The following is a 14,819-nucleotide window of genomic DNA, read 5'->3' as shown; positions in this document are numbered from 1 at the left end:
CCCTGTCAGCATTGATAATGCCCTGCCGTTATGGTATAATAAAGATGTGTGACCAGAAACGCTGATCTGCATAAATCAGCACGAAAAACGTACAAATATTTGAAAATGGTAATGTGTAATGATAAGAATTGAACAGATCGACAGAGAGCAGGCACTCAGATATATGTCATATAAGGGCGGCGCCATCAGCGATACTGCACTTACGGAACTTGAAGAGTGTGAACGGAAGCTGCTTGAAACAATACGGCCGGTTTGCGTGTACCGTGTTTTTAAGATAAACGGATTCTTTCCTCTGACCCTTGAAAACGGACTCGTTTTAGAGGGAAAAGATCTTTCGGAGCATCTTGAAGGATGCGGATACGCTGCACTGTTTGCTGCTACTGTCGGTGCTGATGTTGACATGCTCATACGGCGTCTTCAGATAACTGACATGGCAAAGAGCGTGATGACAGATGCTCTTGCCAGTGCTGCAGCAGAACAGGCTGCAGATCTTGCGGAAGAGGAAATAAGGAAGAGTCTCCCCGGAAAATTCTTTACGTGGCGTTACTCGCCCGGATACGGAGATCTTCCGCTTACCGTTCAGCCGAAACTGCTGAACGTGCTGAATGCAGGAAAGACTGCGGGAATAGTGCTGCAGAAAGAAAATATGATGTCTCCGATGAAATCGGTCACTGCCGTGATCGGAATTTCGGAAGATCCGGTTGAAAAAAAACGTATGGGATGTGCTGAATGCCGTTCCTTTGAAGGATGTTCGCTCAGAAGAAAGGGGCTCCACTGTGGATTTCAGAAAACTACTTGATAAAAATGAATTTGTCTTTCTTGACGGAGGAATGGGAACAACATTTCTCGATCTTGGTGTTGAAACGGGTGAAATACCGGAACTGCTCAATCTGACTTCACCTGAAGTTCTCGAAAAGATACACGGTATGTTTCTTGATGCCGGAAGTATGATACTCTACTCCAATACTTTCGGCGCAAACAGATACAAGCTTGAAGAAAGCGGCTATACCGTAGACGAGGTGGTAGGAGCCGGAATCGCAAATCTTAAGCGTGCTATAGAAAAGAGCGGAAAGGAAGCCTATGCCGCACTTGACGTGGGTCCTCTCGGAAGACTCATGGAACCCGGCGGAGATCTTTCGTTCGAGGAAGCGTACGATGTCTTTGCCGAAATAGTCCGTGCCGGAAAAGGCGCCGATCTTATCGTTATCGAGACGATGACTGATCTTACCGAGATGCGTGCTGCTCTTCTTGCAGCAAAGGAAAACTCCGACAAGCCGGTAATGTGTACTATGAGTTTTGAACTTAACGGAAGAACATTTACCGGATGTTCATGTTCAGCAATGGCGCTTTCGCTTACAGCTCTCGGTGCCGATGCAATCGGTGTAAACTGCTCGCTCGGTCCTGCCGAACTCATCCCTATTGTTGAGGAGATATCACACTGGACCCATATTCCTCTTATAGCCAAGGCAAATGCCGGACTTCCTGATCCGGTCACCGGACGCTACAATGTAAACGCGGAAGATTTCGCTGCCACGGTCGTTAAGTTTGCTGATCTTGGCGTAAAGATCCTCGGCGGATGCTGCGGAACTTCACCGGCGTACATAGCTGAACTTAAAAAGGTGCTTGCAGGAAAGAAGTTCGTTCCGCGAAAAGAGGAAGTGACAGGCGGTTCTGAGATACCGACAGCGATCTGCTCCGCTTCAAGAACTGTCGTTATAGACCAGCCGAGAATAATCGGTGAAAGGATCAATCCGACAGGCAAGAAGCGTTTCAAGGAAGCCCTCGTGAACAACGACATAAACTACATTCTCGGTCAGGCCATCGAGCAGGTGAATGCGGGTGCCGACATTCTTGACGTAAACGTAGGTCTTCCTGACATAGATGAAAAGGCAATGATGGTGCGCACGGTCAAGGCGCTTCAGGGTGTTACTGACCTTCCGCTTCAGGTGGACTCCACCATTCCGGAGGTGCTTGAGGCTGCATTAAGGGTATACAACGGAAAGCCGATAGTAAACTCGGTAAACGGTGAGGAGGAATCACTTCAGAAGATCCTTCCGATAGTCAAGAAGTACGGAGCCTGTGTGCTCGGACTTACACTTGACAAGAACGGTATTCCGGCAACTGTTGAGGAACGTTTTGCAATAGCGAAGAGGATACTCGACAGAGCGACAGCCATCGGCATACCAAAGCGTGATGTTTTTATCGACTGTCTCACCATGACAGCTTCGACGGAACAGGCAGCGGCGATGGTAACAGTAAACTCCGTCCACAGGGTAAAGCACGAACTCGGACTGAAAACAGCACTCGGCGTTTCAAACATATCATTCGGACTGCCGAACCGCGAGCTCATAACAAGCTCGTTCCTTCAGATCTGTCTTGCAAACGGACTGGATCTTCCTATCATCAATCCGAATATTGCGGTAATTGCAGGTGCGGTACGTGCCTACAAGGTGCTCGCCAACATTGACAAGGATTCGCGCGAATACATTGCAGCATACAATACTGCTGCACCGCAGGCAGCACCGCCTCCGTCGAATGCAATGGAGGCAACGCCGGAGGGACTTATGTATGCGGTCCAGAGCGGACTTAAGCAGGACGGTGCACGTATTACTGAAAAACTTCTTGAAACAACTGATGCCATGAAGATCATCGATGAAGTTCTGATACCTGCACTCGACAAGGCGGGAGCGGATTTCGAAAAGGGTGCTATCTTCCTTCCGCAGCTTATTCTTTCAGCCGGTGTCGCACAGGCGGCTTTCGAGGTAATCAAATCGAAAATGCCGGCGGACAGTGAAAAGGTATCAAAGGGAAAAGTTGTTCTTGCCACGGTAAAGGGCGATATTCATGACATAGGAAAGAATATCGTCAAGGTACTGCTGGAAAACTACGGGTTTGACGTTATCGATCTCGGACGTGACGTTGAATACGAAGCTGTTGCTGAAGCTGCAGCGCCTGAAGATGTAAAGCTTGTTGGTCTTTCAGCACTTATGACCACTACGCTTAAATCAATGGAGGATACGATAAAGCTTGTGAAGGAACGCAGACCGGATATAAAGGTCGTAGTCGGCGGAGCTGTGCTTACTCCTGAGTTTGCTGAAAAGATAGGAGCGGATTTCTATTCCCGTGACGCAAAGCAGACTGTTGATATAGCAAGAATCGTATACAGCGAATAACAGAAAATATTCGTAAAACCCTTGAATGACAGACGGATTTGTAGTATAATAAGATATTATAATAAGCGAAAACAGATCATCGTAAAGGAGAGTGATGGCGGTGACAAAAAAGAAAAAAGAAGAAAAGAACGTTCTTAAAGGCTGTACACTGGCCATCATGATCATAACGGTTCTTGCGTGTTTCGGTTCTATAATTTCCACACAGGCTTCCCTTGCGGAAAAGCGCGAGGAACTTCATGAACTTGAAATGAAAACGGAAGAAATAAAAAGCCAGAACGAAGAATATCAGCGTTTATTCAATGCTGATGATATCAACAGCTACAAGGAAAAACTGGCTATTGAAAATATGAACTACGCTTATCCAAACGAGATCAGATTTTACGACACTTCACGAAACTAAGGAGAGGCTGATCAGGGCCGGAGATCCGGAGTGAGAGACAGAGTGGCTTTATCAGTGTTCTGCTCAAATATAACCAGGAGGATAAAATTTTTTTATGTCGCTTGAAACAGGAAAGATATATGACGGCAAGGTACGCAATATTGCTGCGTACGGTGCTTTTGTTGAGATAACCGAAGAAGGTAAGGTATACGTAGGTATGGTACACATTTCTGAGGTTGCCAATACTTTTGTAAAAGAAATAAGGGATCACCTCACAGAGGGCCAGGAAGTAAAGGTAAAGGTTCTCAGCACAGATGAAAACGGTAAGATGAGCCTTTCAATAAAGAAGGCTTCAGAAGCTCCTGCTTCAAGATCACCGAGACCTCAGGGTCAGAGAAATGACAGAAACGGTTTTCAGAGAAACTTTGAAAACAGAGGGCCTCAGCGCGGCTTCAGGGAAAACAGGGAAGGCAGTGCTTCACAGCAGGATCAGGCACCACCGCCGCAGTTCCGTCCTCAGCAGGCTGCAAGGCCGCAGGAGAGCGGAAACAGTTCTTTTGAAGATATGCTTTCACGCTTCAAGCAGAGCAGTGAAGAGAAAATGAGCGATCTCAAAAAGAATATGGACGGAAAGCGCAGAAATACAAAGCGCGGCAGATAAACAAAAAAGTTCACATACTTCTTTACAGAGTATGTGAACTTTTTTTATACGCCGCATTCATCATAATCTTTCCACTTCTCATCGTAGTCACGATTCTGTTTTGTCCTCAGCGTAATCAGAGCAACAGCGCCTATTACAACTGCAAACGACAAAAGAACAGAAGTGAAAGTACTGAAGATCAATGCTTTTTCTTCTACTTTCTTCATTGAAGATCCTTTCGTTCAGATTGCGACCGCAGTCTGATTAAAAATCAATATCACCCGACGTTTTAAATGTCGGGTGAACATTTTTTTATTCTGCTGCGTTTGCTTCGATGTAATTTACGATATCGCCTACAGTCTTGATAGCTTCAACATCGCTGTCAGGGAATTCAATATCGAATTCGCTTTCGATTGTCATGATGAGATCAACAACGTCGAGTGAATCTGCATGGAGATCATCAGTGATAGAAGATTCCATTGTGATTGATTCTGCGTCAGCATCTAACTGGTCTGCAATAATTTCCTTAAGTTTGTCAAAAACCATTATTGTGTCCTCCGTATGTGTTTTTAGTGTTTTATTATAATGGCGTTAATCACCAAAATAAGCTTTATTATTCCTTGCCGAGTAATTCTTCTTTTTGTCTGATTTCAAACTCGCCGATTTTTCTAAACTTAGTATATCGTTCATTCAGTAAAACGTCAATACTTTTTTGGGATTTTTCCGCTATAACATTTAACAAATATTCTTTAATGTTTTCGGCAGTTTTGCACAAATCAATATGTGCGCCGCCAAGCGGTTCATCAATTATGTGTTCCGCAATACCAAGTCTGAGCATGTCTTCAGCTGTTATTTTCATCATATTGCATGCGTCTTTTTCTCTTGAAGCATCTTTCCAGAGAATGCTTGCAAATCCTCTCGGAGAGATAACTGAGTAGATGGCATTTGAAAGCATGGCAAGCTCATCACATACGCCGAAGGCAAGGGCACCGCCGCTTCCGCCTTCACCGAGAACCACTGAAATAACAGGAGTTTTCAGTTCCATGAATTCGCATATGCTTTTTGCTATTGCTTCACCCTGGCCGCGTTCCTCTGCTTCTATTCCGCAGAATGCGCCCGGGGTATCTATGAAACATATAACCGGTCTGCCGAATTTCTCAGCCTGCTTTGCAAGTCTCAGAGCCTTTCTGTAGCCTTCAGGATGAGGCATGGCGAAGTTTACTTTCTTGTTTTCGTTTAAGTTTCTTCCCTTGACGTGTGAAATAACAGTTACGGGCTTTCCCTCAAGCATTGCAAGACCGCAGAGTACTGCCGCGTCATCACCGTAGCAGCGGTCTCCGTGAAGTTCGTAGAACTCGTCAAAAATATGTGGTATGTAGTCGTTTATAGTAGGGCGTTCCTTGAGCCTTATAAGCTGGAGACGTTCCCACGGTGTCAGTGTGTTTTCGCAGTCGTTCATGTTCTGTAAAGACCTCCGCATTATATCTCTTCAGGACGGTAATTATTGAGTATCATAAGATGTGAAAGTACGCTTCTCATCTTTTTTCTCTCAGCAATCATGTCAACAAATCCCTTTTCAAGCTGGAATTCAGCAAGCTGGAAATCGTCAGGAAGTCTCTGCTTTATAGTTCCCTCGATAACACGTCTGCCGGCGAATCCTACAAGCACCTTCGGCTCAGCAATGATAATGTCGCCGAGCGATGCAAAAGAGGCTGTAACACCGCCTGTGGTAGGGTCTGTGAGGACTGTTATGTAAAGCTGTCCTGCATCACCGTGTCTTGCAACGGCACCTGAGGTCTTGGCCATCTGCATGAGCGAGACCATACCTTCCTGCATTCTTGCACCGCCTGATGCTGTAAATGCTATAAACGGAAGTTTGTTTTCGGTCGCATATTCAATGGCGCGTGTTATCTTTTCACCGACAACGCTTCCCATTGAAGCCATCATGTAGGATGCATCCATTACCGCAATAACTACCCTTATCTTTCTTATACGGCATTCACCTGTTATAACAGCATCACTGAGGCCTGTCTGGGAGCGCAGCGCTTCCTGTTTCTTTTCATATCCCGGAAATTCGATAGGGTTTTTGCTGATCATGTCCTTGTCAAATTCAGTGAAACTGCCTTTGTCAGCCGTGATCCTGATCCTTTCCCTCGCTGAAAGTCTTCCGTGATAGTTGCATGAAGGACAAACCTTGTTGTTTCGGATATAGTCATCTTCAAAAAGTGTTGTCCTGCATCGCGGACACTTGAAAATGATGTTTTCAGGAATAGTCGTATCTGAAACGACATCCTGTTCTTTTTCCCTGTTGCCGTTAAATCTTGTCTTTACAACCTGAAAGATATCTTCAAACATCTTTTATGACTCCTTTTTGCAAGCCGTGGCTTACTTATCTCTGTTCAAGAAATTTTTCGATAAAACCAACATCGTAGGCTCCGCTGCCGAAGGTCTCATTTCTGATGAGATCAAGCTGGAATTCGATGTTTGTATCGATCCCGCCTACTATGAATTCGGAAAGTGCCCATGACATTTTCTTTATAGCTTCCTCGCGTGTGTTTCCGTATACGATAAGCTTTGAGATCATGGAATCATAGTAAGGAGTGATCGCATAACCCTGGTAGACAGCACTGTCAACTCTGACGCCCGGACCGCCCGGTGTGTAGAGTGCTGTTATAACGCCCGGACAAGGCCTGAAGTTCTTTTCAGGGCACTCAGCGTTGATACGGCATTCGATAGCGTGACCTCTGAGTTTTATGTCGTCCTGTGTGAAACCAAGATCTTCTCCGGCTGCTATTTTTATCTGTGTCTTTACAAGGTCAACACCTGTAACGAATTCGGTTATCGGATGCTCTACCTGAATTCTTGTGTTCATTTCCATGAAGTAGAAGTCACCGTTCTTGTCCACAAGAAATTCTATTGTACCTACATTGTAGTAATTGCTTACCTTTGCAGCTGTAACTGCCGCTTTGCCCATCTTTGCACGGAGTTCTTCCGTCATTACAGGGCTCGGGCTCTCTTCGATAACTTTCTGGTGTCTTCTCTGGAGAGAGCAGTCACGTTCACCGAGGTGTACAACGTGACCTGCTTTGTCAGCAACGATCTGTATTTCAACGTGACGCGGACGTTCGATGAATTTTTCGAGATAAACTGCATCGTCACTGAAGAAATTCAGTGATTCCTGTTTTGCTGCGGTTATCTGGGCTTCGAGTTCCTCTGAATTGTTAACTATTCTGATACCGCGTCCGCCGCCGCCTGCAGCAGCTTTTATAAGTACCGGGTAACCGATCTTTTCGGCAAGTTCACGTGCTTCGTCAAGTGTTTTTATTTCGCCCTTTGATCCCGGAATTACCGGTACGCCGGCATCTTCCATGGTCTTTTTTGCATTTGCCTTGTCACCGAGCATGTCGATGGATTCAGGTGAAGGGCCGATAAATGTTATGCCGCATTTTTCGCATATTCTTGCAAACTTTGAATTTTCCGAAAGGAAGCCGAATCCCGGGTGAACAGCGTCAGCACCTGTGATCATGCAGGCTGAGATTATAGCTTCAATATTCAGGTAACTCTTTGATGAATCAGCAGGACCAATGCACACTGCTTCATCTGCGATCTGTGCATGAAGCGAGCTTTTGTCTGCTGTTGAGTATACTGCAACTGTGCGGATGCCGAGTTCACGGCAGGCTCTTATGATCCTGACAGCGATCTCGCCGCGGTTTGCTATCAATATTTTTCTGAACATTCTGTTATGCTCCATAAAATTATTTTAAAACAAAGGAGATCTCGGCAGTAACAGCTTTTTCGCCGTCAACGTGGGCAACAGCCTTGCCTACACCGACAGGTCCCTTTATCTTGATGATCTCAACTTCAAGTGTAAGAACATCGCCCGGTACTACCATTCTTCTGAACTTTGCCTTGTCAACTCCGCCGAGGAAGCCTATTTTGCCCTTGTGCTCGTCGAGTGAAAGCATTGAAACGGCTCCTGCCTGTGCAAGCATTTCAATGATGAGAACGCCCGGTACTACAGGCTTTTCCGGAAAGTGACCGCGGAACCAGAAATCGTCAGCCTTGATGTATTTCTTTGCTACGACTCTTTTGCCCGGTTCCATTTCTACTATTTCGTCTATGAGAAGAAACGGATCTCTGTGAGGAATTACTTCCTTGATCTGTTCCTGATCCATAAGTATGCTCATATCATTATCCCCTTTTTATTTTATGATCATGATCGGCTGATCGTATTCGACCGCTGATGCATTTTCAACGAGTATCTGTTCAACAGTTCCTTCAAATTCGCTCTGAATCTCGTTCATGAGCTTCATTGATTCAACTATGAATATTACATCGCCTTTCTTAACGTGGTCTCCGACTTTAACAAATGCCGGCTTGTCCGGTGAAGGTGAAGCGTAGAATGTACCTACGATAGGTGCTTTTACTACGTTGCCTGTGATCTTTTCATCAGCCGGTCTGGTTTCAGTGTTCTGAACTGCCGGAGCTGCTGCTGTCTGCACTGCAGCTGTTACCGGTGAAGCGGACGGTATTACAGGAGGAACCGGAGGAAGCTTCTTGTCTTCGATCAGGATCGAGCTGTCACCGTTTTTGATTTCTATTCTACCAAGTTTTTTGTCGGAAACGAGTTCCGCAAGTTCTTTGATCTCAGCAAATGTGAGACTGCAAATTCTGTTATCTGCCATAACGTCCTCCAACGATTATTTTACTGACTTGAAGCACAGGGTCGCGTTGTGACCGCCGAATCCGAGTGAATTGGAAATGGCAGCCTTTATATCTGTCTTTATATTGCCTTCAGTGCAGTAGAAAAGGTCGCATTCTTCATCAGGCACTTTGTAGCCAACTGTCTGGTGTATGAGACCGTTCTGCATCTGGAGGGCTGTAGCAACGGCTTCAACTGCTCCGGCAGCACCGAGAAGGTGACCGAGCATTGATTTTGTTGAATTTATCTTAAGGTTTGCAGCATGGTCGCCGAAAGCCTTTTTGATCGCTGTTGTTTCGTACTTGTCGTTAAGACCTGTTGATGTACCGTGAGCATTGACATATACGACATCCTCAGCCTTGAGACCGGCTTCTGTGTATGCGTTTACCATTGCACGTGCGGCTGCATCGCCTTCCGGTGAAGGTGAGGTCATGTGGTATGCATCGCCTGTTGCGCCGTATCCAGCAATCTCAGCGTAGATTTCTGCGCCTCTTGCCTTTGCGTGTTCGTACTCTTCAAGTACAAGTACGGCGCTTCCTTCGCCGAGTACGAAGCCGTTTCTTTCCTTGTCAAACGGAATAGAGCATCTTTCGAGGTCTGTTGATCTTGAAAGAGCCTTCATGTTGTTGAATCCACCGAGGGCAAATTTTGTTATGCAGCTTTCAGTACCGCCGCAGAGCGCAGCATCCATGTAGCCGTCCTTGATCTTTCTGAAAGCTTCGCCGATAGCATGTGTTGATGATGCACAGGCTGTTACTGTAGCGAAGTTGTCGCCCTTGAAGCCTGTCTTCATGGCGATTGTACCTGCAGCCATGTTGCCAATCATCATCGGAACGTAGAATACTGAGATCTTGCCCGGACCTTTTTCAAGATATTTTTTATGTTCTTCAGTTGTCAGTTCGAGTCCGCCGATTCCGCATCCTATGATAACGCCTACTCTGTAAGGATCAAGATCTTTAAGGTCGGAACCGCAGTCGCGCATTGCTTCCATTGCAGCTGTTACTGCAAACTGAGTGAAACGGTCTGTGCGTCGCTGTTCTTTCTTGTCTATACATTCATCAGGTACAAAGTCCTTTACCTGACTTACTATTTTTACATCAAAATCTGAAACATCGAATTTGTCAACATATGAAAATCCGAGTTTACCGTGCGAGATACTGTCCCAGAACTCATCTTTATTCTTTCCAAGAGAGTTTACTGTACCCATTCCTGTGATTACTACCCGCCTCAAAAAAACATCTCCTTACAAAACTAAAATTAAATGGAACACTGACTGTTACATTGAAAGGCCGCCTGAGATCTCGATGACCTGGCCTGTTACATATGAAGCATCGTCAGAAAGAAGGAATGCAACAACGTTTGCCACTTCTTCAGCCTTGCCGTATCTTCTCATTGCAACTGCACTTAAAATGCCCTTCTTCTGTTCGTCAGTAAGTTTGTCAGTCATTGGTGTTTCGATAAATCCCGGAGCAACTGCATTTACATTGATATTTCTTGAACCGAGTTCCTTTGCAGCTGACATTGTCATACCGATTATAGCAGCCTTTGAAGCTGAATAGTTGAACTGACCAGGGTTGCCGTGTACGCCGGCAACTGATGAAAGGCTTACTACTCTGCCGCCTTTCTGCTTGATCATTACAGCACTTACGTGCTTCATCATGTTGTAAACGCTCTTCTGGTTTACTGCGATAACGCTGTCGTAGTTTTCTTCTGACATTCTTACGAGAAGACCGTCGCGTGTGATACCTGCGTTGTTTACGAGGCAGTCGATAGTACCGAAACGTTCCTTTACAGCATCGACCATTTTACCGCACTGATCGTAGTCAGATACGTCTGCAATGAAACATTCAGCTTCAACACCGTAGCTGCGGAGTTCTTCTGCAAGTTTATTTCCCTGTGTGTCTACCTGTTCCTGATTGATGCAGTTGACAGCTATATTGATGCCGTCCTTTGCGAGTCTTCTTGCGATTGCAGCGCCGATACCCTGGGCTGCACCTGTAATAATTGCTGTACGTGCCATTGTCTGATCCTCCGTTTTTCCTTTGTGATTCGGTAATAAAAAATCTGATTTTCCTTACCGTATACCGTCATGCGCTGTGCATACGGCAGTATTTATTTTGTGATTATGTGCGGAACAGTGATCTGTGATCAGAATTCCATGCATATTGCGCCGTAGGTGAGTCCTGCACCGAAACCTGCGAGAACTATTTTGTCACCGCGTTTTATAAATCCGGTCTCAACAGCTTCCGTAAGTGCTATCGGGATGCTTGCACTTGAAGTGTTACCGTATTTTTCTATGTTTAAAAAGAATTTTTCCATCGGCAGACCGAGCTTTGATGCAGCTGTCTGGATGATTCGGATATTTGCCTGATGAGGGACTATGCTGTCGATGTCATCAGCAGTAAGTCCGGCTTTTTCAAGAACTTCTCCGATTATTCTCGGCAGAGTTGCCACTGCGAATTTATATACTTCCTTGCCGTCCTGATAAAGCTGGCCGTGGTCGTTTTCATCTGTTTCAGGTTCAATGCCTTTTACTGCAAAAAGCGGATGTGTGACCGGGTGCACACTTGAAGCTCTGAGGAATCCTGCACCGCTTCCGTCAGCACCGATAACACTGCTGAATTTTCCTTCGCACGGTGAAATTACAGCAGCTGCTGATCCGTCGCCGAAGAGTATGCATGATGAACGGTCTGTGTAGTCAGCGACTCTGGAAAGAGACTCGGCACTGACTACAAGAACGTTTCTTGCGGAGCCGGCAGAAATATATTTATGTGCCATGTCAACGGCATAAACAAAACCGGAACAGGCACTGTTTATATCGAAAGCCTGACAGCCGTTAAGACCGAGTTCATTCTGAATAAGACAGGCAGTTGAAGGAATGAGTGTGTCCGGTGTAACAGTCGAGCAGATTATGAGATCTATTTCGTCGCCGGAAATACCGGATCTTTCTATTGCCTTTCTGGCAGCGAGGCTGCCCATTTTCCACGTAGGCATGTTCATTGCACAGTGTCTGGTCTTTATACCTGTGCGTGTTGTGATCCATTCGTCGTTTGTTTCAATGAATGATGTAAAATCATTGTTTTCAATGACGGTTTCAGGAATATATGAAGCAATGCCTGAAATTTTTATACCCTGCAATAAAATTTCCTCCTGTGATGCAGTGAATATCAGAAGTATTCTGGTTTCACTGATAATTTACTGCCGGCACCTGTGCAGACGATATGAGTGTTCTGTGTCTGCCGGCTGACAGAAAACGAAAAATATTTTCATTTTCTATAGATTGTATTATCTATCGATTTGTGTTATGATAATTAATGTAGTTTGTTATTAACAAACCTTTGCAAATATATTCCAAGAGTAAACACTACTCAACTTCTATTTTATACTATTTTTGAAATATTTGCAACCGGACAGCGACGCAATGCTGTTAAAACCAATTAAGTTTAAATGTTCTGTAAAATTTGACTTACGGAGCATAAAAAAAATAGTGCAATATAACTATAAGGAAGGATATTGTTTATGAACATAATTCTATTTGCAGGCCAGGGTGCACAGTACGCAGGAATGGGCAAGGATATTTTTGAAAAATATCCTGAAGCTGCTGCAGTAATGAAGACAGGATCAGAGATCCTCGGCTACGATCTTGAAAAGGTATGCTTCGACGAAAGCTTTACTGAACTTTCAAGAACTGTATACGCACAGCCTGCTATCATGGCCATGGAGCTTATGTGCTTTGAGGCTGCAAAGAAGAACGGGCTTAAGTTTGACGCCGTTGCAGGTCACTCACTCGGTGAATACGCTGCTTTCGTGGCTTCAGGCATGCTTTCCCCCGAAGACGGTTTCAGGGTAATAAAGGCCCGTGCTGAAGCTTTTGACAGAGTCGCATCCGCAACTGACGGAAAAATGGCAGCTATCCTCAAGCTCACGGCTGACAAAGTACGCGAAGTGTGCGAATCTGTTGACGGATATGTAGTTCCTGTAAACTACAACTCACCTGCCCAGACTGTAATTGCCGGTGAAAGCGCTGCAGTTGACAAGGCTTGTGAAAAGTTTGCCGAACTCAAGGCAAGAGTGGCTGTGCTTAAGACGGAATCAGCTTTCCATTCTGAGATCATGAAGCCTGCAAGTGAAGAATTCCATGAGAAAATAAAGAATATTAAGTTTAATGCTCCTTCAGTTAAGTTCTTCTCAAACCTTCTCGGTGCTGAACTTACTGATTTCTCTGACATGCCTTCACTTCTTGCAAAGCATGTTGTTTCCCCTGTTCTCTTTACCGATGAACTCGCTGCTGTAAAGGAAGCCGGTTTTGACAAATACATCGAACTCGGACCTGGCAGAACACTTACAGGTCTTGTAAAGAAGACTCTTGAAGACGTGACAGCATTCAACTGTGACACTGCCGAATCAATCGAAAACGCTGAGTTCTGATAGTCTGAACATATTGCCGGGAACTGTGATGACAGTTCTCCGGTCCCTGCATAAAAAATAAATTTGAAAGGATCGTTTAAAATGCAGAAATACACATTAATAGGCCATCCTCTCGGACATTCAATGTCGCCTTTTATTCACGATGAACTTTTTAAGATAAGCGGAATAGAGGCTGAGTACGACTGTACTGATATCCCTGCTGAAAACTTTGCGGACAGAATGAATGATCTCAGGAAGCTCAACGGCTACAACATTACTATCCCTTATAAAAGAGATATCATTCCTTACGTTGATGAACTTGATGCTTCAGCCAAGCGTTACAATTCAGTAAACTGTGTTCACAACAGGGACGGAAAGGCTGTCGGCTACAACACTGACTGTGACGGATTCCTTCTTTCAGTAAAGGCGAAGAACCTTAATCTTTCAGGAAGGGTGCTTCTTGCAGGATGCGGCGGTGTCGGAAGAATGATGGCAATCGAGGCTGCACTTCACGGTGCGGAGCTTACTATCGGCATAATTCCGGAAGCTGCACAGGCAGCAGCTGCTCTTACCGACGAGATCCATTTTCTCGCTCCTGACAGCAAGATCTACGTAAAGCTCATCGACAGCATCAACGGCTCTTTTGATCTCATCGTAAACGCTACTCCTGTCGGAATGTATCCTAAGACGGACGCATGCCCGGTTTCTACTGAACTTATCGGCAGATGCGGCGGCGTGTTTGACGCTGTTTACAATCCTGTAAAGACAAAGCTCCTTCAGATAGCTGAATCGTTCGGCAAGACTGCTGTGAACGGTACTGCAATGCTCGTTTACCAGGCAGTAAAGGCTCACGAGATCTGGAACGGCTCATCCTACACCGAGGCACAGGTACAGGAAATCATTGAAAAGACCAATAAGATAATTGCGGGGGAGTTTAAATGACGATCTATCTCTGCGGGTTTATGGGATGCGGAAAATCAACTGTAGGAAAGCTTTTCGCACAGAAAACAGATCTTAAGTTTACTGATCTTGACGACTACATCGAGGAAACTGAAAAGATGTCCATTCCCGAGATCTTCGCTTCGAAGGGTGAAGAATATTTCAGGGAAAAGGAAGCAAAAGCCGTAAAGGATCTGTCTGCTGAAAATTCAGTGGTTGCCTGCGGCGGCGGTACTATTATTAATGACAACAGTGCGCGCATCGCAAGGGAGAACGGAACAGTTTTCTTCCTCGACATTCCTTTTGAAGTATGCTATGACAGAATAAAGGACGACCCGCACCGTCCGCTGGTGGCAAACAACACAAAGGATCAGCTTCATGAGATCTTTGATAAAAGACATGATATTTATCTGAAAAACGCATCAGTCAGAGTGGATGCTGACAGGACACCGGAACTTATCTGTGACGAGATAATCCGTATATCTGATAAATAAAGGATACGGCAGGAACGCAGGGTGAAGTTCCCTGTACTGATCACTGACTGACCGGGTCTTCATAAGTTATTGTAAAGAAACAGGG

At 45.2% G+C, this 14,819-nt stretch carries 17 protein-coding genes; 7 read left to right on the top strand and 10 right to left on the bottom strand.

Annotated elements, in window-relative coordinates; translation table 11 throughout:
• Window positions 1–118: 118 nt before the first annotated feature.
• The 4 genes from CC97_RS13050 (at window position 119) to CC97_RS13035 (ending at window position 4,213) form a co-directional block, all read left to right on the top strand.
• Window positions 119–799, top strand: coding sequence for a vitamin B12 dependent-methionine synthase activation domain-containing protein (locus tag CC97_RS13050; protein ID WP_049962897.1), 681 nt, complete (start codon window positions 119–121; stop codon window positions 797–799).
• Entirely contained in the window at window positions 777–3,173 is a 2,397-nt protein-coding gene (locus CC97_RS13045) for a homocysteine S-methyltransferase family protein (RefSeq protein ID WP_044975393.1), read from the top strand. The genes CC97_RS13050 and CC97_RS13045 overlap by 23 nt, the downstream gene beginning before the upstream one ends.
• A gap of 100 nt (window positions 3,174–3,273) precedes the next feature.
• Window positions 3,274–3,573: a hypothetical protein gene (locus CC97_RS13040; RefSeq protein WP_156036902.1), complete on the top strand. Its 300-nt coding sequence runs from the start codon at window positions 3,274–3,276 to the stop codon at window positions 3,571–3,573.
• 94 nt (window positions 3,574–3,667) lie between these two features.
• On the top strand, window positions 3,668–4,213 hold the full coding sequence (locus tag CC97_RS13035; protein WP_044975389.1) for a S1 RNA-binding domain-containing protein: 546 nt from the start codon (window positions 3,668–3,670) through the stop codon (window positions 4,211–4,213).
• 44 nt (window positions 4,214–4,257) lie between these two features.
• Here the strand turns inward: CC97_RS13035 and CC97_RS20250 are convergent, their stop codons facing one another.
• The 10 genes from CC97_RS20250 to CC97_RS12990 all read right to left on the bottom strand — a co-directional run bounded on the left by CC97_RS20250 (window position 4,258) and on the right by CC97_RS12990 (window position 12,032).
• Entirely contained in the window at window positions 4,258–4,419 is a 162-nt protein-coding gene (locus CC97_RS20250) for a hypothetical protein (RefSeq protein WP_156036901.1), read from the bottom strand.
• Between the two features lie 85 nt (window positions 4,420–4,504).
• A complete protein-coding gene (gene acpP / locus CC97_RS13030) occupies window positions 4,505–4,738 on the bottom strand; it encodes an acyl carrier protein (RefSeq protein WP_044975387.1) in 234 nt (77 codons plus the stop codon).
• 67 nt (window positions 4,739–4,805) lie between these two features.
• Window positions 4,806–5,672 carry an acetyl-CoA carboxylase carboxyltransferase subunit alpha gene (locus CC97_RS13025; protein ID WP_081850117.1) on the bottom strand — a complete coding sequence of 289 codons (867 nt, stop codon included), beginning with the start codon at window positions 5,670–5,672 and terminating at the stop codon, window positions 4,806–4,808.
• The gene (gene accD, locus CC97_RS13020) at window positions 5,672–6,547 is read right to left on the bottom strand and encodes an acetyl-CoA carboxylase, carboxyltransferase subunit beta (protein WP_044975384.1); all 876 of its coding nucleotides are present in this window, start codon (window positions 6,545–6,547) and stop codon (window positions 5,672–5,674) included. Before accD ends, CC97_RS13025 begins: the two co-directional genes overlap by 1 nt.
• A 34-nt stretch (window positions 6,548–6,581) precedes the next feature.
• Complete coding sequence (locus CC97_RS13015) at window positions 6,582–7,928, bottom strand: acetyl-CoA carboxylase biotin carboxylase subunit (protein WP_044975383.1); 1,347 nt, start codon at window positions 7,926–7,928, stop codon at window positions 6,582–6,584.
• Window positions 7,929–7,947: 19 nt separating this feature from the next.
• Entirely contained in the window at window positions 7,948–8,379 is a 432-nt protein-coding gene (fabZ, locus tag CC97_RS13010) for a 3-hydroxyacyl-ACP dehydratase FabZ (protein ID WP_044975382.1), read from the bottom strand.
• A gap of 15 nt (window positions 8,380–8,394) precedes the next feature.
• Window positions 8,395–8,877, bottom strand: coding sequence for an acetyl-CoA carboxylase biotin carboxyl carrier protein (accB, locus tag CC97_RS13005; protein WP_044975380.1), 483 nt, complete (start codon window positions 8,875–8,877; stop codon window positions 8,395–8,397).
• 15 nt (window positions 8,878–8,892) lie between these two features.
• Window positions 8,893–10,125 carry a beta-ketoacyl-ACP synthase II gene (fabF, locus tag CC97_RS13000; RefSeq protein ID WP_044975379.1) on the bottom strand — a complete coding sequence of 411 codons (1,233 nt, stop codon included), beginning with the start codon at window positions 10,123–10,125 and terminating at the stop codon, window positions 8,893–8,895.
• A gap of 45 nt (window positions 10,126–10,170) precedes the next feature.
• On the bottom strand, window positions 10,171–10,914 hold the full coding sequence (fabG, locus tag CC97_RS12995; protein ID WP_044975377.1) for a 3-oxoacyl-[acyl-carrier-protein] reductase: 744 nt from the start codon (window positions 10,912–10,914) through the stop codon (window positions 10,171–10,173).
• A gap of 128 nt (window positions 10,915–11,042) precedes the next feature.
• Complete coding sequence (locus tag CC97_RS12990) at window positions 11,043–12,032, bottom strand: beta-ketoacyl-ACP synthase III (RefSeq protein ID WP_049962896.1); 990 nt, start codon at window positions 12,030–12,032, stop codon at window positions 11,043–11,045.
• Between the two features lie 381 nt (window positions 12,033–12,413).
• On the opposite strand from CC97_RS12990, the gene CC97_RS12985 reads away from it, so the two are divergent.
• The 3 genes from CC97_RS12985 to CC97_RS12975 all read left to right on the top strand — a co-directional run bounded on the left by CC97_RS12985 (window position 12,414) and on the right by CC97_RS12975 (window position 14,734).
• A complete protein-coding gene (locus CC97_RS12985; protein ID WP_044975374.1) occupies window positions 12,414–13,322 on the top strand; it encodes an ACP S-malonyltransferase in 909 nt (302 codons plus the stop codon).
• Between the two features lie 81 nt (window positions 13,323–13,403).
• Window positions 13,404–14,243 carry a shikimate dehydrogenase gene (locus CC97_RS12980; RefSeq protein ID WP_044975372.1) on the top strand — a complete coding sequence of 280 codons (840 nt, stop codon included), beginning with the start codon at window positions 13,404–13,406 and terminating at the stop codon, window positions 14,241–14,243.
• Window positions 14,240–14,734 carry a shikimate kinase gene (locus CC97_RS12975; RefSeq protein ID WP_081850115.1) on the top strand — a complete coding sequence of 165 codons (495 nt, stop codon included), beginning with the start codon at window positions 14,240–14,242 and terminating at the stop codon, window positions 14,732–14,734. The genes CC97_RS12980 and CC97_RS12975 overlap by 4 nt, the downstream gene beginning before the upstream one ends.
• Window positions 14,735–14,819: the final 85 nt, after the last annotated feature.

Origin of the sequence: Ruminococcus sp. HUN007, assembly GCF_000712055.1 — a bacterium.
In the GTDB taxonomy this organism is placed as follows: Bacteria; Bacillota; Clostridia; order Oscillospirales; family Ruminococcaceae; genus HUN007.
Note: the sequence above shows the minus strand (reverse complement) of the source record. Positions and strands in the feature narration are given on the sequence as shown.